This is a genomic window from Tessaracoccus zhenghani, from assembly GCF_054552775.1.
Genome location: NZ_CM137275.1, coordinates 1,537,675 through 1,564,364, shown reverse-complemented (window position 1 = coordinate 1,564,364; position 26,690 = coordinate 1,537,675). Strand labels below are relative to the sequence as shown.

At 69.6% G+C, this 26,690-nt stretch carries 28 protein-coding genes and 1 pseudogene; 22 read left to right on the top strand and 7 right to left on the bottom strand.

Going from position 1 to position 26,690, the window contains the following annotated elements; genetic code table 11:
* Positions 1–23 precede the first annotated feature (23 nt).
* From ACX1DX_RS07515 to ACX1DX_RS07490, 6 genes are all read left to right on the top strand, one after another.
* On the top strand, positions 24–1,307 hold the full coding sequence (locus ACX1DX_RS07515) for an adenylosuccinate synthase (RefSeq protein ID WP_459398135.1): 1,284 nt from the start codon (positions 24–26) through the stop codon (positions 1,305–1,307).
* 1 nt (position 1,308) lies between these two features.
* Positions 1,309–1,548: a hypothetical protein gene (locus tag ACX1DX_RS07510; protein WP_459398134.1), complete on the top strand. Its 240-nt coding sequence runs from the start codon at positions 1,309–1,311 to the stop codon at positions 1,546–1,548.
* Between the two features lie 73 nt (positions 1,549–1,621).
* A complete protein-coding gene (locus ACX1DX_RS07505; protein WP_459398133.1) occupies positions 1,622–2,536 on the top strand; it encodes a sigma-70 family RNA polymerase sigma factor in 915 nt (304 codons plus the stop codon).
* A 43-nt stretch (positions 2,537–2,579) separates the two neighbouring features.
* Positions 2,580–2,810, top strand: a complete 231-nt coding sequence (locus tag ACX1DX_RS07500) for a hypothetical protein (RefSeq protein WP_076061967.1) — start codon at positions 2,580–2,582, stop codon at positions 2,808–2,810.
* Between the two features lie 29 nt (positions 2,811–2,839).
* A complete protein-coding gene (gene purD, locus ACX1DX_RS07495) occupies positions 2,840–4,066 on the top strand; it encodes a phosphoribosylamine--glycine ligase (RefSeq protein ID WP_459398132.1) in 1,227 nt (408 codons plus the stop codon).
* Positions 4,067–4,158: 92 nt separating this feature from the next.
* Positions 4,159–5,274 carry a DUF3048 domain-containing protein gene (locus ACX1DX_RS07490; RefSeq protein ID WP_459398131.1) on the top strand — a complete coding sequence of 372 codons (1,116 nt, stop codon included), beginning with the start codon at positions 4,159–4,161 and terminating at the stop codon, positions 5,272–5,274.
* On the opposite strand, the gene ACX1DX_RS07485 is transcribed toward ACX1DX_RS07490, so the two are convergent.
* Together ACX1DX_RS07485 and ACX1DX_RS07480 are read right to left on the bottom strand one after the other, a co-directional pair.
* The gene (locus tag ACX1DX_RS07485) at positions 5,267–7,231 is read right to left on the bottom strand and encodes an acyl-CoA dehydrogenase family protein (RefSeq protein WP_459398130.1); all 1,965 of its coding nucleotides are present in this window, start codon (positions 7,229–7,231) and stop codon (positions 5,267–5,269) included. The two genes, ACX1DX_RS07490 and ACX1DX_RS07485, sit on opposite strands and share 8 nt — an antisense overlap.
* Positions 7,228–7,872 (bottom strand): TetR/AcrR family transcriptional regulator, encoded by a 645-nt coding sequence (locus tag ACX1DX_RS07480; RefSeq protein ID WP_459398129.1) that lies wholly within the window; start codon positions 7,870–7,872, stop codon positions 7,228–7,230. Before ACX1DX_RS07480 ends, ACX1DX_RS07485 begins: the two co-directional genes overlap by 4 nt.
* Positions 7,873–7,951: 79 nt before the next feature.
* On the opposite strand from ACX1DX_RS07480, the gene ACX1DX_RS07475 reads away from it, so the two are divergent.
* The 13 genes and pseudogenes from ACX1DX_RS07475 to ACX1DX_RS07415 all read left to right on the top strand — a co-directional run bounded on the left by ACX1DX_RS07475 (position 7,952) and on the right by ACX1DX_RS07415 (position 21,944).
* Complete coding sequence (locus ACX1DX_RS07475; protein ID WP_459398128.1) at positions 7,952–9,193, top strand: acetyl-CoA C-acetyltransferase; 1,242 nt, start codon at positions 7,952–7,954, stop codon at positions 9,191–9,193.
* Position 9,194: 1 nt separating this feature from the next.
* Positions 9,195–10,580 (top strand): 3-oxoacyl-ACP reductase, encoded by a 1,386-nt coding sequence (locus ACX1DX_RS07470; RefSeq protein ID WP_459398127.1) that lies wholly within the window; start codon positions 9,195–9,197, stop codon positions 10,578–10,580.
* 3 nt (positions 10,581–10,583) lie between these two features.
* Positions 10,584–11,444 (top strand): MaoC family dehydratase, encoded by an 861-nt coding sequence (locus ACX1DX_RS07465; protein ID WP_459398126.1) that lies wholly within the window; start codon positions 10,584–10,586, stop codon positions 11,442–11,444.
* Between the two features lie 109 nt (positions 11,445–11,553).
* A complete protein-coding gene (purB, locus tag ACX1DX_RS07460; RefSeq protein ID WP_459398125.1) occupies positions 11,554–12,984 on the top strand; it encodes an adenylosuccinate lyase in 1,431 nt (476 codons plus the stop codon).
* A gap of 62 nt (positions 12,985–13,046) precedes the next feature.
* Positions 13,047–13,448 carry a pilus assembly protein gene (locus ACX1DX_RS07455; RefSeq protein ID WP_182765279.1) on the top strand — a complete coding sequence of 134 codons (402 nt, stop codon included), beginning with the start codon at positions 13,047–13,049 and terminating at the stop codon, positions 13,446–13,448.
* Positions 13,449–13,542: 94 nt separating this feature from the next.
* On the top strand, positions 13,543–15,210 hold the full coding sequence (locus ACX1DX_RS07450) for a nitrite/sulfite reductase (RefSeq protein ID WP_459398124.1): 1,668 nt from the start codon (positions 13,543–13,545) through the stop codon (positions 15,208–15,210).
* Complete coding sequence (locus tag ACX1DX_RS07445; RefSeq protein ID WP_459398123.1) at positions 15,207–15,923, top strand: phosphoadenylyl-sulfate reductase; 717 nt, start codon at positions 15,207–15,209, stop codon at positions 15,921–15,923. Before ACX1DX_RS07450 ends, ACX1DX_RS07445 begins: the two co-directional genes overlap by 4 nt.
* Positions 15,920–16,819 carry a sulfate adenylyltransferase subunit CysD gene (cysD, locus tag ACX1DX_RS07440; protein ID WP_198928267.1) on the top strand — a complete coding sequence of 300 codons (900 nt, stop codon included), beginning with the start codon at positions 15,920–15,922 and terminating at the stop codon, positions 16,817–16,819. The genes ACX1DX_RS07445 and cysD overlap by 4 nt, the downstream gene beginning before the upstream one ends.
* The gene (gene cysN, locus ACX1DX_RS07435; protein WP_459398122.1) at positions 16,819–18,114 is read left to right on the top strand and encodes a sulfate adenylyltransferase subunit CysN; all 1,296 of its coding nucleotides are present in this window, start codon (positions 16,819–16,821) and stop codon (positions 18,112–18,114) included. Before cysD ends, cysN begins: the two co-directional genes overlap by 1 nt.
* A complete protein-coding gene (locus ACX1DX_RS07430) occupies positions 18,114–18,854 on the top strand; it encodes a sirohydrochlorin chelatase (protein WP_459398121.1) in 741 nt (246 codons plus the stop codon). Before cysN ends, ACX1DX_RS07430 begins: the two co-directional genes overlap by 1 nt.
* 239 nt (positions 18,855–19,093) lie before the next feature.
* Positions 19,094–19,945: pseudogene (locus ACX1DX_RS07425) on the top strand (phosphoribosylaminoimidazolesuccinocarboxamide synthase); the annotation flags it as partial.
* Positions 19,946–19,967: 22 nt separating this feature from the next.
* Entirely contained in the window at positions 19,968–21,065 is a 1,098-nt protein-coding gene (locus ACX1DX_RS07420) for a PLP-dependent cysteine synthase family protein (protein WP_459398120.1), read from the top strand.
* 24 nt (positions 21,066–21,089) lie between these two features.
* Complete coding sequence (locus ACX1DX_RS07415; RefSeq protein WP_459398119.1) at positions 21,090–21,944, top strand: aminodeoxychorismate lyase; 855 nt, start codon at positions 21,090–21,092, stop codon at positions 21,942–21,944.
* Here ACX1DX_RS07415 and ACX1DX_RS07410 read toward each other — a convergent pair.
* Genes ACX1DX_RS07410 through ACX1DX_RS07400 form a run of 3 tightly spaced genes read right to left on the bottom strand, consistent with a single transcriptional unit; the run spans position 21,932 to position 22,382 of the window.
* Entirely contained in the window at positions 21,932–22,054 is a 123-nt protein-coding gene (locus ACX1DX_RS07410; RefSeq protein WP_459398118.1) for a hypothetical protein, read from the bottom strand. The two genes, ACX1DX_RS07415 and ACX1DX_RS07410, sit on opposite strands and share 13 nt — an antisense overlap.
* Complete coding sequence (locus tag ACX1DX_RS07405) at positions 22,051–22,227, bottom strand: glutamine amidotransferase (protein ID WP_459398117.1); 177 nt, start codon at positions 22,225–22,227, stop codon at positions 22,051–22,053. Before ACX1DX_RS07405 ends, ACX1DX_RS07410 begins: the two co-directional genes overlap by 4 nt.
* Positions 22,224–22,382, bottom strand: a complete 159-nt coding sequence (locus tag ACX1DX_RS07400) for a hypothetical protein (protein WP_459398116.1) — start codon at positions 22,380–22,382, stop codon at positions 22,224–22,226. Before ACX1DX_RS07400 ends, ACX1DX_RS07405 begins: the two co-directional genes overlap by 4 nt.
* A gap of 43 nt (positions 22,383–22,425) precedes the next feature.
* Between ACX1DX_RS07400 and ACX1DX_RS07395 the strand changes: the two genes are divergently transcribed.
* Positions 22,426–23,052, top strand: coding sequence for a DNA-3-methyladenine glycosylase (locus ACX1DX_RS07395; protein WP_245243971.1), 627 nt, complete (start codon positions 22,426–22,428; stop codon positions 23,050–23,052).
* Here ACX1DX_RS07395 and ACX1DX_RS07390 read toward each other — a convergent pair.
* Positions 23,049–24,416 carry an HNH endonuclease signature motif containing protein gene (locus tag ACX1DX_RS07390; protein ID WP_459398115.1) on the bottom strand — a complete coding sequence of 456 codons (1,368 nt, stop codon included), beginning with the start codon at positions 24,414–24,416 and terminating at the stop codon, positions 23,049–23,051. The two genes, ACX1DX_RS07395 and ACX1DX_RS07390, sit on opposite strands and share 4 nt — an antisense overlap.
* Positions 24,417–24,488: 72 nt before the next feature.
* The gene (locus ACX1DX_RS07385; protein WP_459398114.1) at positions 24,489–25,661 is read right to left on the bottom strand and encodes a pyridoxal phosphate-dependent aminotransferase; all 1,173 of its coding nucleotides are present in this window, start codon (positions 25,659–25,661) and stop codon (positions 24,489–24,491) included.
* An 86-nt stretch (positions 25,662–25,747) separates the two neighbouring features.
* Between ACX1DX_RS07385 and ACX1DX_RS07380 the strand changes: the two genes are divergently transcribed.
* Positions 25,748–26,245 (top strand): hypothetical protein, encoded by a 498-nt coding sequence (locus ACX1DX_RS07380; protein WP_459398113.1) that lies wholly within the window; start codon positions 25,748–25,750, stop codon positions 26,243–26,245.
* Positions 26,246–26,455: 210 nt separating this feature from the next.
* Entirely contained in the window at positions 26,456–26,686 is a 231-nt protein-coding gene (locus ACX1DX_RS07375) for a hypothetical protein (protein WP_459398112.1), read from the top strand.
* The last annotated feature ends 4 nt before the right edge of the window (positions 26,687–26,690 follow it).

The window sequence follows — 26,690 nt, the reverse complement described above, 5'->3', positions numbered from 1 at the left end:
TATGTACGAATGGGAGTAGCCAGATGCCGAGTGTGGTGGTTGTCGGAGCGCAATGGGGCGACGAGGGCAAGGGCAAGGCGACGGACCAGCTGGGCGACAGGGTGGATCTCTGTGTGCGCTACTCCGGCGGCAACAACGCCGGACACACGCTGGTGGTGGGCGGCGAGAAGTTCGTCCTGCACCTGCTGCCGTCCGGCATCCTGAACCCCGGAACCACGACGGTGATCGGCAACGGCGTCGTCGTCGACCTCGACGTCCTGGCCGGTGAACTGCGCGTGCTGAAGGACCGCGGCGTCGACGTGCCGCACCCCTACGTGTCGGCCAACGCGCACATCATCACCGAGTACCACAAGGTGATCGACAAGGTGACCGAGCGCTTCCTCGGCAAGCGCCGCATCGGCACCACCGGCCGCGGCGTCGGCCCCTGCTACTCCGACAAGGTCAACCGCCTCGGCATCCGCATCCAGGACATCCTGGACGAGTCCATCCTGCGGCAGAAGATCGAAGCCTCGCTCGACCAGAAGAACCAGCTGCTGGTCAAGGTGTACAACCGCCGCCCGATCATGCCGGAGGAGATCGTCGAGTCGCTGCTCGCGCACGCCGACACCATCCGGCCCTACATCATCGACTCCGGCCGCTTCGTCAACGATGCGCTCGACGAGGGCAAGGTCGTGCTGTTCGAGGGCGCCCAGGCGCACCACCTCGACGTCGACCAGGGCACCTACCCGTACGTGACCTCGTCGAACCCCACGGCGGCCGGTGCCACCACGGGCGGCGGCGTCGGCCCCACGCGGATCGACCGAACCGTCGGCATCGCGAAGGCCTACACCACCCGTGTCGGCGAGGGCCCGTTCCCCACCGAACTGTTCGACGAGGACGGGGAGAAGCTGCGCGAGATCGGCGGCGAGTTCGGCGCCACCACCGGACGCCCCCGTCGCTGCGGCTGGTTCGACGCACTGCTGGTGGAGCAGGCCTGCAAGATCAACGGCTTCACCGACGTGTTCCTCACCAAGCTCGACATCCTCAGCGGCTGGGACAAGATCCCCGTGTGTGTCGCCTACGAGGTCGACGGCGTGCGCCACGACGTCATGCCGATGACGCAGTCCGAGTTCCACCACGCCAAGCCCGTCTACGAATACCTCGACGGCTGGCACGAGGACATCTCAGGCGCCCGCACGTTCGACGAGCTGCCGGTCAAGGCACAGGAGTACGTCAAGCGCCTCGAACACCTCATCGGCGTGCGCATCAGCGGCATCGGGGTGGGGCCGGGCCGCGAGCAGTCGGTCGCCATCCACAACCTGATCTGACGTGCGGGTTCGTCCCCTGGTCATTGCGCTCATCGCGCTGATCACCGTGTTCATGATCGGCACGGTGATCATCGCCGTGACCCAGGAGAGCATCGGCTGGGACTGGTGGTGGGCCGTGCCCCTCGGCGGCGCGTTCATCGCGGTGATCGTCGGGTTCCGCCTGGTGATCCAGCGCTCCCAGGAAGCGGCCGACCGTGCGGACGCCGAGTACGACGCCCAGCACCCTGGAGACGCCCCCTAGCAGCCGGGCCGTCGCCCGGAATTGTCCGAGTGTCCTAATAGCGTCGTTCCCAACCGGATGAGGGGGAGCGACCATGCATCAGCGGATCAGCGCCGAGCGGGGCACGTGGACGGCTATCGAGGCTGGGCTCTACGCCACCCACCTGCTGGCGCAGGGGGATCGACGGTGGGCCCGGGCCAAACTGGAACGGGTGACCGAGGCGGGGGCCGAGGCCAAGAGGCGGGTGATCGAACGCCACCTGCCCTTGGTGCTGCGGGTGGCTGGCGCGTCGGGGAACGGCCGGCTGCCGTCGGAGGACCGGGCCCAGGAAGCCGCCGCAGCGCTGGTCCGCGCCGTCGAGAAGTTCGACCACACACTGGGCACCACGTTCGCCGCGTATGCCCTCTGGTGGCTCGCGCAGACGGTGAGGCGCGCCGAAGCCGACCAGGGGGGCCTCATCCGCATCCCGGTCCACACGGATGCGGTGTACCGACGCGCGGCGGGCCTCTTCGCCGCCCAGGGCAGCGGCTCTTGGCGCCGGTTCACCGAGGACAACCGGGAGTTCCTGGAATCGGAGGGGATCAACCCGGAGATGATCAGGTGGCTGGCGGAGCTACGCACCCCCGTCGGCCTGGAATTCTGCGAGGACGGGCTGGGCGCAGACTGGCTCGGCGGGGTGCTCGTGGACGAGACGGCCGGGGTCGGCGAGGCGCTCGAGGGGGAGTGGCTGCGCCGCGTGCTCCTGGACCCGCTCGTCTTCAGCGATGCGCGCGCCGTGGACGTGCTGGGCCGCCGGTTCGGGTTCTGCGGGGAGCCGCAGACCCTGGAGGAGATCGGCCGGGCCTACGGCGTGGGCCGCGAGCGGATCCGGCAGATCGAGAAGGTCGCGATCGGCGAGCTGCGGGCCTGCGTGAGCCTGCGGGACGGGTGCGTCCATGTCGCCTGGCCGGTGGTGGAGCCCACCCGTGGCACCTCTCGGGGTGGTGATCGTGACCCGTCAGATGCGTAGGGTCGGACAATCAACCATCCGAGGAGGGGCCGTGCAGCCGAGAATGAAATGGATCGTGATCGCCCTGGCGGTCGGGGCCGCCCTGTTCGGCCTCGGGTTCATCATCGCCGCCACCAGCGAGGGCGGCTTCCCGTGGAACTGGTGGTGGGTCATCCCCGTGGGAGCCACAGCTCTGGTGGCCTGGTTCGGCATGCGGATCGGCACCCAGAAGCACATCGAAGAAGACGTCGAGCACGAGCCCATCGCCGACGACGAACATCCGCCTGCGCTCTGATCTCACGGTAGCCCACTAGGCTGTCGCGGGTGAAGATCCTCCTGCTGGGCTCGGGCGGCCGCGAACATGCGCTCGGCCGCGCCCTCGTCGCTGATCCCTCCGTCACCGAGCTGCACGCCGTGCCAGGCAACCCCGGGCTCGCCGCCATCGCCACGCTCCACTCCGCGGACCCCGCGGACCCCGAAGCGGTGCTGGACCTCGCGCGACGGCTCGCCATCGACCTCGTCGTGATCGGCCCCGAGGCGCCGCTGGTGGCCGGAGTCGCGGATGCGTTGCGCGCCGAAGGCATCGACGCGTTCGGCCCCGGGAGAGAGGCGGCGGTCCTCGAAGGCTCCAAGGCGTTCGCGAAGGAGGTCATGCGCGCAGCAGGCGTGCCGACGGCCGATGCGCGCGTCTGCACCACCCGCGACGAGTACGAAGCGGCGTTGGATGAGTTCGGCGCCCCCTACGTCGTGAAGAACGACGGCCTCGCGGCCGGGAAGGGCGTCGTCGTCACCAACGACCGCGACGAGGCCCTCGCGCACGCGGAGAGCTGCGGGCGCGTCGTGATCGAAGACTTCCTCGACGGCCCCGAAGCCTCGCTGTTCGCCATCTGCGACGGCGAACGGGCGCTGCCCCTGCTGCCCGCCCAGGACTACAAGCGGGTGGGCGACAACGACGCCGGCCCCAACACCGGCGGAATGGGCGCATACTGCCCGCTGCCGTGGGCCCAGCCCGGCCTCACCCAGCAGGTGATGGACGAGGTCATCAACCCCACCCTCGCCGAGATGCGTCGACGCGGTACGCCCTTCGTCGGGCTGCTCTACGCGGGCCTGGCCCTCACGTCGAAGGGGCTGCGCATCGTCGAATTCAACGTCCGCTTCGGTGACCCGGAAACCCAGGCGGTTCTGGCCCTGCTGAAGACCCCGCTGGCCGGGGTGCTCCGGGCCGCGGCCCGCGGTGAGCTCGACACCGTGGGAGAGCTCGAGTGGCGCGACGGTGCCGCGTTGGTCGTCGTGCAGGCCGCGGCCGGGTATCCGGGCGTCCCGTCTCCCGGCGGTGCGATCAACCTGCCTTACGACGAGACGGATGCCTACGTGCTGCACGCCGGAACCCGCCTCGACGGCGACCAGTTGGTCGCGGCCGGCGGGCGCGTGCTGGGCGTGGTGGGCAGAGGCGCCGACGTGGACGAGGCCCGCGCCAACGCCTACGGACTCCTGGGTCGCATCGACTACGCCGACGGGTTCAACCGCACAGACATCGGCATCCCGCACTGATCACTTCTGGCGCTGATCGTCTCCCGCGCTGATCGGCCGCGTCCGCCTCCGCTAGCATGAGGCGATTTTGTAAGCGACCAAGGGGGACGTCAGTGACGACGCGTCGGCACCTACTTCTCGGCATGCTCGGCGGCACCGCTGCACTGGCGGGCTGCGCCACGGATCAACAGCCCACCGTCGAGTCGCCGACCCCCAGCCCCTCGCCGTCGAAGAAGGCGTCGCCGAAGCCGTCGCCCTCGCCCAGCCCGTCGCCTGCCCCGGTGACACGCGCGCCCCTCACCTGGCTGCCGGTGGAGGACGCCGCGACGCTGCTCGGCCCCGCCGTCGCGGTCAAGGTGCCCAACCTCAAGCAGGAGAACCCCCAGACCGCCGGCTTCGCCGACGCGGACATGTGGTTCTGCCAGCCCAACGGCGATTCCTACACGCGCCTCGTGCCGGTGTTCCACAGCAGGTACCCCGCGGCAGTCGGCCCCATCCGCTCCATGCGCCCGGTCGACGTCCCGCTGCTGAGCCCCATGGGCCCGGTGCTGGGCAACACCGGGGCGGCGGAATGGGTGATGAACTACGTCAAGGCCCACGACGAGCACCTCGAGCGGATGACCTACCTCGAGTGGCGCGACAAGGGCGCCTACAGCGTGGACCGGTCACGGATCTACAAGGCCAACGGCAAGAGCCAGTTCGACCGGGCGATCATGGCCCACCCCGCGGAGATGGCCCGGCTCGCCGAACGCATGACGGCGCCGCCCCCGGCCGACTACCTCCCCTTCGTGGCAGACCCCGCGCAGTCGTCAGCGACCGCGGGCAGCGCCGGTCACAGGGTGGAGGTGCCCTACGGCCGCGACTTCGCCATGAGCTACGAGTACGACCCCGGCAGCCGGCAGTACGCCCGCACGCAGCCCTGGGGACCGCACATCGTCGAGGGTGACATCCAATTGGTCTGCGACAACGTGCTCATCATCCAGGCCGCCTGGCGGATGGACAAGATCTGGAAGGGCGGCGGCGCGGCCGACCCCGTCGTCGACATCGTCGACAACAGCGGTCCGTTCTTCTACCTCCAAGGCGGCAAGGCCGTCACGGGAACCTGGGCGAAGGGCGCCATCGCGGAGAAGTTCACCTTCACGGTCGCCGGCGGCAGACCCCTGGCGATGGCGCCCGGACGCACCTGGGTGGAGTTGCCCCACACTCAGTCCGAGATCGCGATCAGCTGACTTTGCGCAACTCCTCCGCTTCGGCGACGGGAGCCTCAGCCTGCATCATCGGCGGCACGGCCCTGCGCGGATGGACGAGCCATTCCTCCGGCACGCCCAGACCCTCCGCCAGCGCCAGCGACTGCGGGCGCAACTCACCGCACAACGCATCGACGGTGGACGTGATCGTCTTGCTGCGCCTGGCGTCGAACACCTCGTGCTCGAGGAACCAGGCCCGGTTCGTCTCGATGGTGGCCAGCGCGTGCAGGTCACACACCTTGATCAGCAACGCCTTGACGTAGTCGTCGCCGCACTCCTCGATGCCCGCGATGAAGGCCTCCAGGACCACGCGGTCGACGTGGGCCTTGGCCGCCTCGATCATGTGCGGCTGGCAGGCGTTGATCGCCTCGAACGACTTGGCCCTGCCCGCCGCGCGCATGCGCTGGGCGAGGCCCTCGACCATGTGGCGCTCGCGGTACTCGAACATCTCGACGTGCCAACCTCGGGCCCGCAGTTGCTCTGCCTCCGGCTTGCGCTTCGCCGTCGCCACCAGCCTGTCGATGGCCGAACGGGCTGTGGTCCGCTCCAGGAAGCGGCCGCCCAGGAGCTTGGCCGTCTTTTGCGCGGTGCCGGCCAGGTCCATGTCGCCCCAGGTGGACTTGTAGTCCAGCAGCAGCGCCTTGGCCACCAGTTGCAGGAGCACGGTGTTGTCACCCTCGAACGTGGCGAAGATGTCGGCGTCCTGGCGGGCGAGTGTGATGCCGTTGTCCGACATGTAGCCGGCGCCGCCGCTGGCCTCGCGGCACTCCTGCAACGTGTCGTTGGCCCAGCGGGTCAGCACGGCCTTCATCCCGGCTGCCCGCGTCTCGAGTTCGCGGGCGGCCTGCGGATCCGAGCCGTCGGCCTCCATGATCCGCTGCAGTTGCAGCGACACCTCGTTCTGCGCGAAGCCGTAGGCGTAGGCGCGTGCCACGTCCGGCAGCAGCCTGCGCTGGTGCTGCAGGTAGTCCATCAGCAGGATCTCCTCGCCCAGACCCGGCTGGCGGAACTGGCGGCGGCGGTTGGCGTAGCGCACCGCGATGCTCAGCGCCTTGCGGGTGGCCGACGCGGCGCCGCCCCCCACGCAGATGCGGCCGCGCACCAGGGTGCCCAGCATCGTGAAGAAGCGCGCGTTCTGCGACTCGATCGGCGAGTGGTAGTCGCCGTTCTCGTCGACGCCGCCGTAGCGGTCCAGCAGCATCCGGCGCGGCACGCGCACGTGCTCGAACATGAGGGTGCCGTTGTCGACGCCCAGGAGGCCGCCCTTGTGGCCGTGGTCGCCGATGGTGACGCCGGGCATGGGGTCGCCCTGCTCGTCGCGGATGGGCACGAGCGCCACGTGGACGCCATGGTGCACGTCGTTGACCCACAGCTGGCCGAAGACCGCGGCCATGCGGCCGTCCCGGGCGACGTTGCCGATGTAGGCCTTCGCCGCCGTCGGGCTGGGGGAGTGGACGACCAGTTCGCCGGTCTCCGCGTCCCAGGTGATGGAGGTCTCGATGGACTGCACGTCCGAGCCGTGGCCCAGTTCCGTCATGGCGAAGCAACCGGGAAGGGACGCGTCGATCGCGCCCGGCAGGAACGTCTCGTGGTGCCACTGGGTACCGAGGTTGGTGATGGCGCCGCCGAACAGGCCGTGCTGGACGCCGGACTTGATGGTGAGGGAGAGGTCCCCCATGGCCATCATCTCGAAGTTGGCCACTGATTCGGCCGAGGTGCCGGTGCCGCCCTGCGCGGCGGGGAAGCCGGCGGTCACGAACTCGCGCTGGGCCAGCCGCTTGAGCCTGTCCAACGTCCACTCGCGGGCCTCTTCGATGCTGAGGTCGGTGTCGCGGACCACGTCGTCTGCGCTCACCTCGTTACGCCAACGCTGCTTCAGCGCATGGAACGGACCGTCCAGGGCACGTCGCAGGCCTTCGCCGGTGGGGGTGATGGTCATGGGGTGTCACTCCTTTGTGTCTTTTGTGCTTCGAAAGCCGGGGTGAAGAACTGGTTGATGTAGGCCACGACGTCGGCTCTGGGGCGGCGCAGATTGGTGACGATCCACCGGTCTGCCACGGCCCAGATGTAACCGACGGCGCCGTGGGCCCAGATGTTGGCGGGGTCCTCGTCGAGCCCCTCGCGCCGTAACCAGGCACGCATCGCCTCCGCGACCTGGTCGCCGATCCGGGCGGTGATGGAGCCCACCGGGTCTGACGTGGGCGTGTCGCCCGTGGGTCGCGAGGTCACGAACAGGTACAGGTTGCGGTCGCGTTCCACCACGGCGAGGTAGGCGTCGGCCACCTGCGAGACGAGCTCTGCCGGGTGCATGTGCTCGCCCTTCTCCAGCGGCAACTTCCGCAGGATGAACGTGTGCACCGACGCGACGACGGCCTGGTACAGCCCGGCCTTGTCGCCGAAGTGCCGGTACAACACCGTCTTGGAGGTCTGCGCCATGGCGGCGATCTCATCCATGCCGACGCCCGGGCCGTGCTTGCGGATCGCTTTTACGGCGCCCTCCACCAGCGTCTGCCGACGCTCGGTGTTGTGCTGCTCCCAGCGGGCGGCGCGACCGTCGACGATCTGCTCAACCTTGTTCATGTAACTCACGGTACCCGAAACTCCGCGTACCTGCTACCCTCGGTCACACATAATGTTTCCGCGCTCCGGAGGATCCCTCATGAACTCACGCACTGCGGTGGTGGTCGGCGGTAACCGCACCCCGTTCGTCAAGGCCGGCGGCAAGTACGCCGCGGCCTCCGCTCAGGACCTGCTCACGGCCGCCCTCGACGGCCTGGTCGCCCGCTTCGGGCTGGCCGGGCAGAAGGTCGACGAGGTGGTGGCCGGGGCCGTCCTGAAGCACACCCGCGACTTCAACCTCACCCGCGAGGCGGTGCTCGGCTCGGCACTGTCGCCGTTGACGCCGGCGTGCGACCTCCAGCAGGCCTGCGCAACCGGCCTGGAGGCCGTCGTCTACGCCTCGAACAAGATCCGGCTCGGCCAGGCCGACGTGGCGATCGCCGGCGGTGTCGACTCCGCCTCGGATGCGCCCATCGTCGTCACTGAACCGCTGCGTCGGGCTCTGCTCGCCCTGAACCGGGCGAGGAACGTACCCGAGAAACTGGCCGCGCTGAGCAAGCTGCGCCCGGCGGACCTGATGCCGGTGCCGCCCGCCGTCGTGGAGCCCCGCACCGGGCTCAGCATGGGCGAGTCCCAGGCGATGACCACCACCAAGTGGGGCGTCAGTCGCGAAGAGCAGGACGAACTGGCCTACCAGTCGCACCAGCGGCTCGCCGGGGCCTGGGACGAGGGCTTCTTCGACGACCTCGTCACCCCCTATCTGAATGTCGCGAAGGACGGCATCCTGCGGCCCGAGACCACCATGGACGCGCTGGGCAAGCTGCGCACCGTGTTCGGCAGGGACAACGCCACCATGACGGCCGGCAACTCCACGGCACTCACCGACGGTGCCGCGCTGGTGCTGCTCGCGGAGGAGGAACATGCCCGGGCCAAGGGGTGGCCGGTGCTGGCGAAGGTCGTCGATGCGCAGGTCGCCGCGTCGGATTACGTGACCGGCTCCGAGGACCTCCTGATGGCCCCCGCCCGGGCCATCCCGGAACTGCTGAAGCGCAACGGGCTCACGCTGCAGGACTTCGACCTCTACGAGTTCCACGAGGCGTTCGCATCCACCGTGGTGGCCACCCTCAAGTCGCTCGAGGAGCAGGGGCTGGGCGAAGTGGACCGCGCCAAGCTGAACGTGAAGGGGTCGTCGCTGGCCACGGGGCATCCGTTCGCCGCCACCGGCGGCCGGATCGCCGCCTCGCTCGCGAAGATGCTGGCAGCCAAGGGGCCCGGCTCGCGCGGGCTGATCTCGATCTGCGCGGCCGGTGGCCAGGGCATCGTCGCCATTCTGGAGGCCTGACATGGACATCCTCGAAATGATCTACGGCACGCCCGCCGGAAAGTTCGTCGCCGGCAAGCTGGGCGTGTCAGAACCCCCCGCCCTGCGTCGTGGCCGCACCATGCCGACGGGCGAGGTGCTGCTGGGTGAACTCGACGGCGGCGGCATCGCCCGCGAAACGCTCGCGCTGTTGGGCGTGACGCCAGGGGAGCCGCTGCTGGACGTGGCCGACAACCGGACCAAGGACGAGAAGGGGCGCGCCCAGGCGCCGCGCTATCCCCAACGACCGGGTGCCCTCGTCGTCGACGCGACGGGGCTGCGGGAGATCGCCCAGCTGGAAGGTCTGCGCCAGTTGCTGCGCCCCGTCATGCGCGGGCTGGAACCCTCCGGGCGCGTCATCCTCCTCGCCACCGATGCCTCGGAGGTCGAGGGCCTCGAGGCGAAGACCGTGGCCCAGGCGATCGACGGCATCAACCGCACCGTCGGTAAGGAACTGCGGGGCGGCGCCACGTCCAACCTGGTGTTCCTGCGCGGTGGGGCGTCTGCCTCGGACCTCGCGTCGACGATGTCGTTCCTGCTGGAGGGCCGCTCGGCGTTCGTCTCCGGCCAGGCGTGGCGCGTCGGGCCGGCGAAGATCGCCCATGACGTGACGGACCGGCCGTTCGCGGACCGCATCGTCGTGGTGACGGGCGCCGCCCGGGGCATCGGTGCGGCGATCGCACGCACCTTTGCCCGCGACGGCGCCCTGGTGGTCGCCGTCGACATCCCCGGTGCCGGCGACGCGCTGGCCAAGGTCGCCAACGAGGTGCACGGCTCCGCGCTGCAGCTCGACATCACGGTTCCCGACGCGGGGGCCCGCATCGCTGCGCATGTCGCCTCCCGGTACCCGGGCCGCGAAATCTGGGCCGTCGTCCACAACGCGGGCATCACCCGCGACAGGATGCTCGCCAACCTCGACGAGAAACTGTGGGGCTCCGTCCTCGACGTGAATCTCGCCGCCGAGATGCGTATCAACGAGTACCTCCTGAACAACGACGTGCCCGGCGGGCTCAGCGAGGAGGCCCGAATCGTCGGGATCGCCTCCACCTCCGGTGTCGCCGGTAACAAGGGCCAGACCAACTACGCGGCCTCGAAGGCAGGCGTCATGGGCCTGGTGTGGGCGATGCGCGACGAACTCAAGGACCGGCCCATCACGACCAACGCGGTAGCTCCGGGTTTCATCGAAACGGAGATGACCGCGGCCATCCCGTTCCTGCAGCGCGAGATCTTCCGCCGCACCAACTCGCTGAGCCAGGGTGGTCAGCCCGTCGATGTCGCCGAGACGCTCGCCTACCTCTGCGGCCCCGCCTCCGGCGGAGTCGACGGCCAGGTCCTCCGGGTGTGTGGCCAGAACCTCGTGGGGGCGTGAGCCATGGGACGCGATGTGATTGAGCTGCGGGAACTGCCCGACGTCAACAAGTTGCTGCTCAAGGCCCTGACCGGTGCGGTGACCAAGAAGGGCCGACGCGCCCAACTGCCGGACCGATCCTTCCTGGTGATGGACCACCAGCAGGACGTGGCGCGGCTCGCCCAGTACTGCCGGGTCACCGGCTTCTCCCTCCGCGACGAGGTGCCGGCCACGTGGCTGCACGTGCAGACGTTCCCGCTCCAGGCGGCGCTGATGGCGCAGGACGACTTCCCGTTCTCCCTGGCCGGGCTCGTGCACGTGACCAACACGATGCGTCTCCACCGGGCGGTCCGGGTGGGGGAGCGCCTGAGGATGTCGGTGCGGACGGAGAACCTGGCGCCCCATGCGAAGGGCGCGGCGTTCGACATGGTCGGCGAGATCCATGCGAGCGACGAACTGGTGTGGAGCGGCACCTCCAACTATCTGGCCACCGGCGCGAAGGTCGACGGCGAACCAGGGAAGTCGGTGCGCCTGCCTGCGCCCACGACGGCGCCGTCGCAACTGTGGCGGCTGCCCGCGGATCTCGGCCGCCAGTATGCCAGGGTCTCCGGTGACTCGAACCCCATCCACCTGTACCCGCTCACGGCGAGGCTCTTCGGCTTCCCGCGCCCGATCATCCACGGCATGTGGACGCATGCGCGGGCGGTGGCCGCATTGGGAGGTCGCCTGCCGGAGGCGTACGAAGTGCAGGTGCAGTTCGCCAAACCCATCATGTTGCCCGGCAAGGTGGGCTTCACCGCCGCGGGTCACGACGGCGCCTCCACCTTCGCCGTGGTGAACAAAGAGGGCAAGCCCCACCTCGTGGGAGCGCTCACCGCGCGGTGACATAGCTGGAGCGTGCGAGACAGGCACACGTCGCCCCCTGCCGGGCACGGTGCCTGTTTTTCGCGCGGTCAAAATGTCCGAAGGTGCCCGGACGATAGGATTACGCGCCATGAGCGTCCCCAATGTGCTGGCCAACCGTTACGCATCGACGCAGATGCGCCAGATCTGGGCCCCGGAGGCCAAGATCATCTCCGAACGGAAGCTGTGGCTCGCCGTGCTCCGCGCCCAGCGCGACCTCGGCGTCGACTTCGGCGGTGCTGACGCCGACGAAGTGATCGCGGCCTACGAGAGCGTCGTCGACCAGGTGGATCTGGCTTCCATCGATGAGCGCGAGCGCGTCACCCGCCACGATGTGAAGGCCCGCATCGAGGAATTCAACGCGCTCGCCGGGTTCGAGCACATCCACAAGGGCATGACCTCGCGCGACCTCACCGAGAACATCGAGCAACTGCAGGTGCTCGAATCGCTGAGGGTGGTACGCGTCCGCGTCGTCGCCACGCTCTCCGAGCTCGCCCGCCTGGCCACGCAGTACGCCGACCAGCCACTCACAGGCCGCTCGCACAACGTCGCCGCGCAACTCACCACGCTCGGCAAGCGGTTCGCCACCGCCGCCGACGAACTGCTCGTCTCGCTCGACCGGCTCGACAACCTGATCGCCCGCTACCCGGCCCGCGGTATCAAGGGCCCCGTCGGGACGGCGCAGGACATGCTGGACCTTCTCGGGGGCGACGCCGACAAGCTGGCCGAGCTGGAACGCCGCATCGCTGAGGAACTCGGCTTCGGCGCGGTGTTCACCTCCACCGGTCAGGTCTACCCGCGCTCCCTGGACTACGACGCGGTGAGCGCCCTCGCACAGATCGCCGCCGCTCCCTCGAATGTAGCCACGACCATCCGCCTGATGGCAGGCATCGAACTGGTCACCGAGGGGTTCAAGGAGGGCCAGGTCGGCTCGTCGGCCATGCCCCACAAGATGAACACCCGCTCCTGCGAGCGCGTCAACGGCCTCGCGGTCATCCTGCGCGGCTACGTGTCGATGCTCGGTGAGCTCGCCGGCGACCAGTGGAACGAGGGCGACGTGTCCTGCTCCGTGGTGCGCCGCGTCGCGCTGCCCGACGCGTTCTTCGCCCTCGACGGGCTGTTCGAGACCTTCCTCACGGTGCTGGCCGACTTCGGCGCCTTCCCGGCTGTCATCGAGGCCGAACTCGAGCGCTACCTGCCCTTCCTCACCACCACCAAGGTGCTGATGGCGGCGGTGCGCAAGGGCGTCGGCCGCGAGGTGGCGCACGAGGCGATCAAGGAGCACGCCGTCGCCGTGGCGCTGGATCTGCGCGAGGGCGCGCGCACCAACGACCTGCTCGACAGGCTGGCCTCCGACGACAGGCTCGGCCTCACGCGCGACGAACTGGGCGGGCTCGTGGGCAGCCCCCTCGAGTTGGCCGGCACGGCCCAGGCGCAGGTGGCGCGCGTCGTCGCCCGGGTGGCGGAGATCGTCGAGGCTGATCCCGAGGCCGCGGCCTACCGCCCGGGATCCGTGCTCTGAGTTGTCCACAGCCTGACCGCAGCACCGGACACGGTGACCCGGGAGACCTGTTCAATGGCGGCATGCGTCGCAGAAACGAGAGAGGGCTGTCGCTGTCCGTCTGGACAGCGGTGGCCCTCCCCGCGTTCATCGTCACCGTCGGCCTCGGGGTGGACTTCGCCGGACACGCCGCGGCCGAGCAGGAGGCCCGGGAGATCGCGGCCCAGGCAGCCCGCGCCGCCACGCATCAGGTGTCGCTGACGGACGCCGGCGTCAGGCTGGACATCGCGGCCGGCAAGCGCGAGGCCCTCGGTTTCGCCCAGGCAGCCGGCTACACCGCGGACGTCCGGCTCACGCAGGCCTCGGGCGCTCAGGTCACGGTGCGGGGCACCTATGACACCGTGTTCCTCGGCCTCATCGGCATCCACGGCATCGCCGTCGAGGGCGGGGGTACCGCACGGGGCGTACCCGTGACGCGTAGTTGAACGATTGACATGTTCGCTGGAGGCGATGTGGGGAATGACGTGGGCCCCCTGGGAGGTTGTGGGCGGGTGACAAGGCCCCAGAGAAGGACCCCCCATGACTGATGTGGCAGCGCGGCCCAAGCGCGTACAGGTGACCGGCGCGTGGGCGGACGGCGACAAGACCCCGCTCAACCCGAACGAGGTACTCAAGCAGGCCGACGACGGCCTGAACGTCCGCCAGCGGATCATCGACGTGTACTCGAAGCAGGGTTTCGCGTCGATCCCCGGCGACGACCTCCGGGGCCGCATGCGGTGGTGGGGCCTCTACACGCAGCGCAAGGAGGGCATCGACGGTGGCCAGACGGCCACGCTGGCGCCCGAGGAGCTCGACGCTGAATTCTTCATGATGCGCGTGCGCTCCGACGGCGGCGCCCTGTCCAACGATCAGCTGCGGGTGATCGCCGGCATCTCCTCCGAGTTCGCGCGCGATACCGCGGACATCTCGGACCGCCAGAACATCCAGCTCCACTGGATCCGCATCGAGGACGTCCCTGAAATCTGGGAGCGTCTCGAAGCGGTGGGGCTCTCCACCATCGAGGCCTGCGGCGACGTGCCGCGAGTGATCCTCGGCTCCCCGGTGGCGGGGATCGCGGCGAACGAACTGGTCGACGGCACCCCCGCCGTGCGGGAGATCCTGGAGCGCTACATCGGCAACCCGGAGTTCTCCAACCTGCCGCGCAAGTTCAAGACAGCCATCTCCGGCAACACCACGCTCGACATCGTGCATGAGGCCAACGACATCTCGTTCGTCGGCGTGGTGCACCCGCAGCACGGGCCGGGCTTCGACCTGTGGGTGGGCGGCGGACTGTCCGTCAACCCGATCTTCGCGCAGCGGCTGGGCGCATGGGTGCCGCTGCACGAGATCCCCGACGTGTGGGCCGGCGTCACGTCGATCTTCCGCGACTACGGCTATCGCCGCCTCCGCAACAAGGCACGCCTCAAGTTCCTCATGGCGGACTGGGGCCCGGAGAAGTTCCGGCAGGTGCTGGAGGACGAGTACCTCCACCGCCGCCTCGTGGACGGTCCGGCCCCGGACGTGTCGCAGGCACGCCGTGACCACATCGGCATCCACCCGCAGAACGACGGGCTGTTCTGGGTGGGCGTGGCCCCCATCGCCGGCCGCGTCTCCGGCACGCGCCTCAAGCGCATCGCCGACCTGGCGTCGCAGTACGGGTCCGGGCGCGTCCGCCTCACCCCGCACCAGAAGTTGCTGGTGCTCGACGTCCCCCTGGAGAACACGGAGGCCCTCGTCGCGGCGCTCAACCCACTCGACCTGCAGGCGCGCCCCTCTGAGTTCCGCCGGGGTGTGATGGCCTGCACCGGGATCGAGTTCTGCAAGCTGGCGCTCGTCGAGACCAAGGCCCGGGCACGCACCGTCGTCGAGGAACTCGAGGCTCGGCTGCCGGACTTCGACGTGCCGTTCACCATCCACGTCAACGGGTGCCCGAACGCCTGCGCCCGCACTCAGGTGGCGGACGTCGGCCTCAAGGGCATGGTGCAGCAGGACGCCGACGGCAACCTGACGGAGATCTTCCAGGTGCACCTGGGCGGCGGCCTGGGCTTCGAGCCCCAGCTCGCGCGCAAGACGCGGGCGCTGAAGGTCGCGGCCGAAGACCTGCCGGAGTACATCGAGCGGCTCGCTCGCACCTTCCTCGCGCAGCGGATCGACGGGGAATCCTTCCGTCAGTGGGCGCACCGCGCGGAGGAGGACGACCTCCGATGACCCTCATCGACACCGCGGCTGAGGCGCAGGCGCGTTTCACGGGGCTGGAGGCCGATGAGCGGTATCAGGGGCACCTCGGGCGGGTGGCGCTCAGCCGCGAGGTGCTCAGCTGGGCGGCCGACACGTTCGGCTCCGACGTGACGGCCGCCTCGTCCATGGGCGACGAGGTGCTCGTCGAGCTGATCGCCCAGAGCGCCCCGTCGCTCGACGTGTTCTTCCTCGACACGGGCTTCCACTTCCCGGAAACCCTCGAGACGCGCGACCACTACGCCGGCCGGGTCCGGCTGCGGACGGTCCTGCCGCTGCTCACCGTCGACGAGCAGGCTGCCCAGCACGGGCCACGGCTCTTCGAGTCCAACCCCGATCGCTGCTGCGCGATCCGCAAGGTCGAGCCCCTGGAGCGCGCCATCAGTGGGCACAGTGCATGGGTGACGGGGATGCGCCGCGTCGACGCGCCCACCCGTACCGACATCACGCTCGTCGGTTGGGATGCCAAGCGCGCCATGATCAAGATCAACCCCATCGCGGCGTGGACGGACGACGACGTCGACCGGTTCGCCTTCGAGGAGGACGTCCACCTCAACCCGCTGCGCCAGAAGGGCTACCCGTCCATCGGTTGTCAGCCCTGCACCCGGCCGGTCGCGGCCGGCGAGGATCCCCGGGCCGGCCGATGGTCGGGCAAGAACAAGACGGAATGCGGACTACACACATGAGCTACATCCTGAGCCACCTGGAACACCTCGAATCAGAGGCCATCCACATCTTCCGCGAGGTCGCGGGCGAGTTCGAACGCCCCGTGATCCTCTTCAGCGGCGGCAAAGATTCCGTCGTCATGCTGCACCTGGCGCTCAAGGCGTTCGCGCCCGCCCCGCTGCCGTTCTCGCTGCTGCACGTCGACACCGGGCACAACTTCCCGGAGGTGCTTGACTACCGTGACCGCACCGTCGAGCGCGTCGGCGCCAGGCTCCACGTGGCCAGCGTGCAGGACTACATCGACGACGGCAGGCTCCGTGAGCGCGCCGACGGTACCCGCAACCCGCTGCAGACAGTGCCGCTGCTCGACGCCATTGAGAAGGGCCGGTTCGACGCCGTCTTCGGGGGCGGCCGCCGCGACGAGGAGAAGGCCCGGGCCAAGGAGCGCGTCTTCTCGCTGCGCGACTCGTTCGGCGCCTGGGACCCCCGTCGGCAGCGGCCCGAACTCTGGGACCTGTACAACGGCCGGCATGCGCCGGGCGAACACGTGCGGGTGTTCCCGCTGTCCAACTGGACGGAGCTGGACGTCTGGCGCTACATCGAGCGGGAGCAGATCGAACTGCCCAGCCTGTACTACGCCCACCGACGCGAACTGTTCCAGCGTGACGGCATGTGGCTCGCGCCAGGCGATTGGGGCGGCCCGACCAACGGGGAGACGCTCGAGACCCGCACGGTGCGCTACCGCACCGTCGGCGACATGAGTTGCACCGGCGCCGTCGAATCCGATGCCCGCGAGGTGTCGGACGTCATCCTCGAGGTGGCTGCCTCGCGGATCACGGAACGCGGCGCCACGCGTGCCGACGACCGCCTCTCCGAGGCTGCGATGGAAGACCGTAAGAAGCAGGGGTATTTCTGATGAGCACGCACGACCTTCTCCGTCTGGCCACCGCGGGCTCCGTCGACGACGGTAAGTCCACGCTCGTGGGCCGGCTGTTGTACGACACCAAATCCGTGCTGGCGGACCAGCTCGACGCCGTGGACCGGGTGTCCCGCGAGCGCGGGCTCGAGGGACCGGACCTGGCGCTGCTGACCGACGGTCTGCGCGCCGAGCGCGAACAGGGCATCACCATAGACGTGGCGTACCGCTATTTCTCGACGGCCAATCGCTCCTACGTACTCGCCGACACCCCCGGCCACGTGCAGTACACGCGCAACATGGTCACCGGCGCCTCGACGGCAGAGCTGGCGCTGATCCTGGTGGACGCGCGGCACGGCGTCGTCGAACAGACGCGTCGGCACCTCGCGGTGACGGGGCTGCTGGGAGTGCGGCACGTCGCGATCGCGGTGAACAAAATGGACCTCGTCGACTGGGATGAATCCCGCTTCACCGAGATCGTCGCTGATGCCCGCACGGTGGCCGCGCGCTTCGACATCCAGAACGTGCTCGCGGTGCCGCTCTCGGCGCTGCGGGGCGACAACGTGGTGGAGCGCTCCGCCAACACACCCTGGTACTCGGGCCCGACGTTGCTCGAGCACCTCGAGGCGGTGCCCGTGGGCACAAACCCGGCCACCCAGCCGCTGCGGCTGCCCGTGCAGGCCGTGCTCCGCCCGCAATCGGACGGGCATCGCGATTACCGCGGCTACGCGGGACGCATCTCCGCCGGCATCGTCCGGGTGGGCGAAGAGATCGCCGTGCTGCCCTCTGGCCGCCGCTCGCGCGTCGTCGGCATCGACCAGGGTCAGGCCGACGGCACGGTGCGCGAGCTCACTGAGGCCTTCGCGCCGCAGTCGGTGACGGTCAGGTTGGCAGATGACATCGACATCTCGCGCGGCGACCTGCTCGCCTCTGCGGAAGAGCCCGGGCACGTCACCCGCACCGTCAGCGGCATGGTGTGCGTGCTCTCCGAGCGTCCGGTGCGCCCCCGCGACCGCGTGCTGCTGCGGGCCGGCACCCGCACCGTCCGCGCGTTGGTGGAGGAGATCCTGGACCAGCTCGACATCGAGGCCGTCGAATACACCCGCGCCCCTCAGCAGTTGGAGCTCAACGACATCGGCCGCGTCCGCATCCGGCTGGCCGATGACCTGCCCATCGACGACTACCACGAGCTGCGGCGCACCGGAGCGTTCCTGTTGATCGACGAAGCCGACGGTGCCACGATGGCCGCCGGGATGGCAGACGCCCCGGACCGCTACGCGGGGGCGGAGATCTGATGGACATCGTGCTCATCGCGCACGGCTCGCCGGACCCGCGCCACGCGGCCGCCATCGAGCGGATCGCCGACGCCGTGCGGCTGCGCCAGCCGGGCCGCGAGGTGCACACGTCGTACCTGGACCACCACGGCCCGACGATCGATGACGTGGCCCACGCACTGCAGGGCCGGCCCGCCGTCGCGGCCCCCGTGCTGCTGACCAAGGCCTACCACGCGAGGGTCGACATCCCGGCCGCCGTGGCGGCGCTCGGGGCGCACGGTTCCCCGGTGACGCCCACGCCGCCCCTCGGCCCGGACTCTCGCCTGCTCGCGGCCTGCGAGGAGGCGCTCGCTGCGGCCGGTGTGCCGCCGGAACCGGACACCGCGGTGCTGGTGTTCGTCGCAGGATCCTCCGACCGCCCCGCCGTGACTGCGGTGGCCGAGACCATCGCCGCCTCGCCCCGGCTGGGTTGGGGCCGCTGGGCCGTGGCGGCGCTCGACGGTGGGGACGCCGTCGAAGAGGTCGTCCCGCGCCTGCGCGACGAGGCGTCGCGGGTGGTCGCGGTGAGCTTCATGGTGGCGGAGGGCATCCTGCGCGACCGCATGGTCGACCGGTGCGCAGCGCTCGGCATCGACATGGTGCCCGGTGCCATCGGCGACACCGGGGCCTTCGCGGATCTCCTGGTGGCGCGCGTGAACGGCGACCACACCGTCACTGTGCCGCGGCACGCGGATCCGGCGGCGCCAGCGCTGGTCGCCTGACTGGGCCTCGGCGCGCCCTCAGGCGATTCTGAAGAATGCCTGGCAGATCTCCGGCATGGGCACGCCGGTCGTCGGGTCCTCGTGGTGGACATTGGCAGCCCACACAACCCCTAGACGGCGCACATGCGCGGCGGGCTGGGAGCCGGGGGCATGACGGGCGGTGCGGAGAACAGGGCGCTGATCGAAGAGGACTTCGATCAGGCGCAGGGCGACGGCGCGGGGATTGGTACGCTCACCCGGTGAGTCAGTACGGGCACCTCCTCAACCTCCCCCTCCTGCACGCGGGCAAGGTCCGCGAGTTGTACGAAGCGGACGGCCGCATCCTGATGGTCGCCACGGACAACATCTCGGCCTACGACCACGTGCTGAGCACGCTCATCCCCGACAAGGGCGCGATCCTGACCCAGTTGTCGCTGTGGTGGTTCGCCCAGCTCACGGACCTCGTCGAGAACCACGTCGTCTCGACGGAGGTACCCGAGGCGGTTGCCGGCCGCGCCACGCTGGTGGAGTCGCTGGACATGGTCGAGGTGGAGTGCGTTGCGCGCGGCTACCTCACCGGGTCCGGATGGACGGAGTACCAGGAGTCGCGCACGGTGTGCGGGGTGCCGCTGCCCGAGGGCCTGCGCGACGGCGACAAGCTGCCCGAGCCCATCTTCACGCCGGCCATCAAGGCGCCGATGGGGGAGCACGACATGAACGTCGACTACGCCACCATCGCCGGCATCCACGGCGAGGAGCTCGCTGCACAGCTGCGCGACCTCACGCTGCGGATCTACTCGCGGGCAGCCGAGATCGCCGCAGAGCGCGGCATCATCCTGGCCGACACCAAGTTCGAGTTCGGCCGCCGCCCCGACGGCACGCTGGTGCTGGCCGACGAGGTGCTCACCCCGGATTCGTCGCGCTTCTGGGACGCCGCCCTCTGGGCGCCGGGCGAGTCGTTGCCCAGCTTCGACAAGCAGTACGTGCGTGACTGGCTGGCGAAGGAATCCGGCTGGGACAGGGCCTCCGACACCCCGCCGCCGGCACTGCCCGAGCACGTGGTCGACGCCACCCGCAGCCGTTACCTCGAGGCCTACCGCCGGTTGACGGGCGAGGACTTCACGGCGGCCTGACATGACACCTGGCCAGGACATCGACCGCTCGGACGCCGTGGACCGCGCCTGGGTCCACGAGGCCATCCGCAAGGTGGAGGCCGACGCGAACCGCTCCGCGGAGACGCATCTGCTCAGGCTGCCACTGCGCGCCTATCCCGGCGTCGACATCTACCTCAAGGACGAATCGACGCATCCGACGGGTTCGCTCAAGCACCGGTTGGCGCGCTCGCTGTTCCTCTTCGCGCTGTGCAACGGGCAGATCCATGAGCACACCACCGTCATCGAATCCTCCAGCGGCTCCACGGCCGTCAGCGAGGCCTACTTCGCGCGGCTGCTGGGGCTGAAGTTCATCGCCGTCATCCCGCGTTCCACCAGTGGGGAGAAGATCGGCCTCATCGAACGCGCCGGCGGCACCTGCCACCTCGTCGACGACCCGACGGCCATCTCCGACGAGGCCGCCCGCCTCGCCAGCGAGACCGGGGGGCACTACCTCGACCAGTTCACGCACGCCGAGCGGGTCACGGACTGGCGGGGCAACAACAACATCGCCGATTCGATCTTCTCCCAACTGGAGCTTGAGCGTCATCCCATCCCGTCGTGGGTCGTGGTGAGCGCCGGCACCGGCGGTACGGCCGCCACCATCGGGCGGTACGTGCGCTACCGCCGTCACCACACCCGCCTCGCGGTGGCGGACCCGGACTTCTCCGCGTTCCTGCCCGGCTGGCGCGACGGCGACCCTGGCGTGCACACGGACCGCGGCTCGCGCATCGAGGGCATCGGCCGCAGCCGGGTGGAACCGAGCTTCGTGCCAGGGGTCGTCGACCGCATGATCGCCGTGCCGGACGGAGCCTCCGTGGCGATGGCCCAGGCCGTCGCCGGTGTGCTGGGCCGCACCGTCGGGCCCTCCACCGGCACCAACCTGTGGGCCGCGCTGCAGATCGCGCGCCAGATGCACGAGGCGGGGGAGAACGGCAGCATCGTGTCGCTGATCTGTGACTCCGGCGAGCGCTACGCGGCCACCTACGGTCACGACTCATGGCTGGCCGAGCACGGAATCGACCCGGCGCCCCACCGGCAGCAGGCCGAGGATCTCCTCGGTCAGTCAGGCCCCGCCTGAGCGCCGGCCGCGTAGAGTCCAGCCATGGCTATCCGCATGGTTGCACTCCTCGACGGCACGATCATCGACCCCTCCCAACCCATTGTCCGCGCCGACGACCAGGGCGTCGTCCGGGGCGACGGGGTGTTTGACGCCCTGCTTGCGGTCGACGGGGCCGCGCTCCATGTCGAGGAGCACCTCGCGCGGCTGGCGAGGTCCGCCGAGATCCTGCACCTGCCTGCGCCGGATGCCGCCGGTTACCGGCGGGCGATCGAGGCGGTCGTGCGGGCCTGGGACTGGCAGGCCGACCGGGAAGCGGTGCTGCGCCTCATCATGACCCGCGGGGCCGAGGGCATCGAGGAGCCCAACGGCTGGGTGATGGCAGCCCCCATGGACGAGCGCACGTTGCGCGAGCGCCGCGACGGCGTGCGCGTCCTGATGCTCGACCGGGGCTTTGAAGGCTCCGGCATCGTCGACCTGCCATGGCTGCTGCCCGGCGCCAAGTCCCTGAGTTACGGCATCAACATGGCCGCGCGCCGCTACGCCATCGCCAACGGCGCCGACGACGTCATCTTCATCACCCCGTCGGGCACCATCCTCGAGGGCCCAACCTCCAGCGTCGTGCTGGACCTCGACGGGGTGCTGACCACTCCGCCGCTCGAGGGCATCCTGCGCTCCATCACGATCGCCGAACTCCTCGACGAGGCACCCGCCGCAGGGCTCAGTGTGGAAGTGAAGCCCATCACCGTCGACGACCTCTTCCGGGCCCGGGGTGCCTGGCTGTTGTCCAGCGGCCGGCTGGCCGCGCGCATCACGCAGGCCGATGGCCGTGAGCTGCCCGTGTCGCCGCTCCACGACGACGTGTGCCGCCTGCTGAAGATGCCCGGCTACTCCTCGTAGCAGCCCGACGACCGGCGGACCACCAGCACGGGTTCCAGCACCACCCTCTGGTGCTCGTGCCCGGGATGGGTCACGTGGTCGATCAGCAGTCGCGCAGCGGTCTCGCTCATGTCGCGGGGGGCTGACGCACCGAGGTGAGCGGCACGATCCAGTTCGCGGCGAAGGGCGGCAGCAGCAGGGTGTTGGCGCCGACGTCGGAGAGGATCACCACGTCGTAGGCGTCGAGTTCCTCCAAGGTGAGGGGGAAATCCGTGGCGACGTCGTGGGAGCGCAGGTGGGTCACCTCGTGCCCGCCTCCGCCAGCGCCACGAGCAGTTCAGCGCAGCCGATGTGGACCTGCGTATGGGGGAAGACGTCGTAGCCCTTGTGGTCGTCCACGGCGCTGACCCAGGACTCGCCCGCCACTAACACCCTGCTCTTGTTGCCTCCGCTCGTCATTGAACTGGCTCTCAGGCTAGCGGAGACACGTAGAGTCGGAGGGGTGCTGGTTCCCCGCGACATCCTCTTCACCCACCTCGGTGCCGACGCCCTGGCGGCCCTCGACCTCGTGGCCCGAGAGGCCCGGGGGCTGCTGGGCGCCCACCTCACGGTCGACCGCGAACCGGGGCCGGTGACCCTGCGGATCACGGAGGTGGAGGCGTACGCGGGGCCGCACGACCCGGCCTCGCACGCCTACCGCGGCCCCAACCCGCGCAACGCGGCGATGTTCGGCCCGCCCTGGCACGCCTACGTCTACCGGCACATGGGGCTCCACACCTGCTTCAACATCAAGGTGGGACCGGAGGGCACGGCCACCGGTGTGCTGGTGCGCGCCGGGGAGGTCGTCGAGGGAGTGGACATAGCGCGTGCCCGCCGCTCCGCGAAGGGGCGGACCCGCACCGATCACGACCTCGCCGCGGGCCCGGCCAGGCTCACCGTGGCCATGGGCATCACCCTCGCAGATACCGGGGCGCCGCTCGACGGCTCCACCGGCCTGCTCCTCAGCCCTCGCACCGGCCCCGCGCCCGTGACAGTGTCCGGTCCGCGCGTGGGCATCAGCGTGGCCACGGATTACCCGCTGCGGTTCTCCATCGCTGACGACCCCACCGTCTCCCGCGGGCGCGCCTAGTCCGGCCCCCTGGCCGATCCTGATCCCCTACGGGTGAACACCGAATGCCTGTCGGGTGGGACGACTCTGGGTCTTTGGGTGAGGGGGTCCATGATGACCTTCCACTGATCGGATCGCCGGTACCTGTCCGGTTCGACCTGGGAGTGGTGGAAGGGACACAACAACGCCAGGTTTCGGAGCGAGGTGGCACCGCCGGCCCACCAGGGGATCACGTGGTGGGCCTCGCATGAGGCGTCGGGTTTGCAGCAACCGGGGAAGATGCAGCCCTTGTCGCGGATTGTCAACGCCCGTCGCATCGCGGGGGTCACCAGCCGCTGCGCCTGGCCCACGTCCAGCACCTCGGAGCGGCCGCCCAGGACGGCGGGCATCACGTCGGCGTCACACAGCAGCCGCCGCAGGTCCCCTGCCGTGACCTGCTTCCCCTCAGGCAGGAGCCGGGCTTCCTCCGCGTGCCCCCGCAGTTCCTGGAGCGTCATCTCAACGACAACTCGTGGCCGGTCTCCGGAGGTGACCGGCCCCTCTCTGTGGTCGGCGATCAGGGCGAGGAGTGCGTCGGCGCGACGCTGCCCGGGGGTCCGGTTCAGGTCCAGCACCCGCTGGGACCGGATTGCCGAGGCGCTGGCCCTGGCCCCTGCCAGCCCGGCCAACCGGCGGCGCTGGGCGCGGCGATCACGCTCGACGTAGCCCTCCACCAGTTTCAACAGTGGCACGGCCTCGAGTTCTGGTAGGCAGCCGTGGAACTTCACCGCACCCGCACCGTCGTCCGCGTAGTCGAAATACCGCCTGGCCCTGGCACGCTCCGCCTGGGCTGCCAAGTGCTCCTGCGCCGACTCCCGTGAGGGGAGCAGTTCCGGTGCCACCTCCGCCAGCACCAAGGGCGCGATGTCCCTCAATTTGCGTGGTGTGGCGCCGATCTCCAGAGCCCTGCCGACGTAGGCCTCTTCGACCTTGCGCTGAATCTCCACCGGCAACTCGGGGAGTGTGGCCATGCCCTTGGCCACCGCGGCGGCCTGCTTCGGTGAGATATCGCCGGCCAGGGCGGCGTCGCGCACGGGTTCGTGTCTGCTGATCTCCGCCGCCTGAAACACCTGACCCGCTGCATCGCGCGAATCCAGGCCCTCCGTCGTGGAGATCAACGCGGTCAGTTCCGTGCCGGTTGCCTCCCGCGCAGACCTGCGGCGGTCCACCTCGCTGGTCACGGTCGATGCCAAGGCGGAGAACCGGTCCGCCAGGTTGCGGGCCAATTGCATCAGCCCCACCAACTCCGCCGCGGTCAACCCCTCGCGCTCGCTGTGATCGATCGACGACAACGCCTCCCGGGCGACCTCCAGGGCCCCCTGAGTGCTGCGTCGATTAACATGCATGTTCTAAAAGATAGAGCCCCGGGGGATCTTCACAAGGGCTACCGATGCAGCTGTGGATAACTCCAGGAGCTGCTAGGACTGGAAGGCCACGATCCGTTCGATCGCCTCAGCGATGGCCGGGGCCCCGGCCGCGAACGACAGCCGGACGGTGCGGTCACCGAGCACGGTGTCGAAATCCCGGCCGGGCGTCACTGCGACCCCGGCCGCCTCGAGCAGCGCCGAGGCGTACGCCCGAGAGTCGGCCCAATGCTCCAATTGGGGACCCAGGTCCGCGTAGTAGTAGAAGGCGCCGTCCGCCGGCGCGGCCACGCCCCAGTTCAGCCGGTCCTCCGCGGCCAGCAGCAGGCCGCGGGCCTCTGCGAAACCGGCGACGGCGGCGTCGCACTGCGCATAGGACTCGTCGGTGAACGCCTCGAGCGCCGCGTACTGCGCCGGGGCCGGCGGGCACAGGGCGAGGTTGCCGGCCAGCGCGTCAACCGCGTCGGCCAGACCGGCAGGCAGCAACAACCATCCGATGCGCCAGCCCGTCATGCCCCAGTACTTCGAGAATGAACTCACCACGACGGCGTCCTCGCTCAGTTCCCAGGCGGAGGTGCCGCGGTGGCCGCCGACGGGGTACGTCACGCCGTGGTAGATCTCATCGCTGATCAACCGCACGCCTTCGGCCCGGCACCAGTCCACCAGGGCCGCCAGTTCGTCGCGGCTGACCATGGTCCCGGTGGGGTTGGCAGGGGAGGCGAGGATCAGCCCCTGCAACGCCCGTTCAGCGTGTGCTGCGGCGAGCTGCTCGACGGTCGGCTGGAAGCGCACGTCGGGGCCGCTCTCGATGTCGACCACCTCGCACCCGAGCGACGTGAGGATGTTGCGGTAGGCCGGGTAGCCCGGGCGCGCCAGTGCCACCCGGTCACCGGCCTCGAACGCGGCCAGGAAGGTCAGGAGGAAGCCTCCCGATGAACCCGTGGTGACTGCCACCTGGGCAGGGTCGATGTCCAGCCCGTACCAGCGTCGGTAGTGCTCTGCGAGGGCCACGCGCAGGGGCCAGATGCCCAGCGCCGAGGTGTACCCGAACACCCGCCCCGAAGCATGGAGCGTTGCCGCGGCGCGATTGACGGCCGCCGGCGCACCGCCCGCGGGTTCGCCGGCGCAGAGGGAGATCACGTCGCGGCCGGCGGCGCGCATCGTGGCGACCTGGTCCAGGACGGTCATCACCTCGAACGGCGGCACTGCGGAACGACGGGAAGGCATGCAGCAGAGCGTATCGCGCGGGGATTCTAGGCTGTTATTGTTGATAATCGGTGGATTTCCACCCGTGTCGATTCTTGGGGGGCAAGATGACCACATCCGAAGGTGCAGTTGTGTTGGCGGTGCCGCAGTTCCTGGAACTGTTGGCCTCTGGGGAAGAAGGCCGGCTCGCGCTCAGCCTGCTGGGTATGACGCCGGAGGATCTCCCGCTGTCGCCGGCCGTCTCCACGAACAGCGCCCGAGGGCTGGAACGCCAGCTGGCCTCGACGGTGGCGGCAGCCACCGAGCACCTGCAGGTCATCGCGCCGCTGGGCGAGACCCAATCGATCTTCGCCTTCCGGTACGAGGATTCGTGCGCCGTGTTCCTGATGGGCCAGGAGGAGACGCTCGGGCTCAACTGTTCGGTCACTGAGGCCGGAGAGCTTGTGGACCGCACCATCGAGAAACTCCTGACGGCCCGGGTCGACTGGAGCGTCTGTTGGCATTCGGACGACGCGCTGCACCAGGTCGACGTCAACCCGGACGGCACCGTCGCGGGTGAACCGCAGGTGAGCCTGGAAGAGCTGGTGGCGGCCTTCGCCGCCTGACCCTGTCCGCAGAAAGGGATAGGGTGCTGCCCAGACAGGTGGCGAACTGGGTGCAAATCCCAGGCTGACCCGCAACCGTGACCGGAGTCCCGCACTCCGGCGAGCCGGACCAAAACCTGTTCCAGGAATCAGTAATCGCCGCGGATAGCGAGCTGCGTCCGGTGCGGCTCTGCTGCCCTGGTCACGCTCGTCGCGAGAAGGACAGGCAGCATGAAACACGCCACCATCATCAAACGCGCCCTCGTGGGCGCCCTCACCCTCGCCATGGGGCTCTCGCTCTCACCGGTCGCCCGGGCCGACACCGAGTTCACCTTCACGGACACGGACGTGCTCGAATGCATCTACGACGACAACGTCTGGGTCCTCGTCGACCCCGGGGCCGGTGAACTCCTGGGCGGCTGCGCGACGGAATTCGCCACCGGTTCAGCCGCACTTGCCTGAGCCG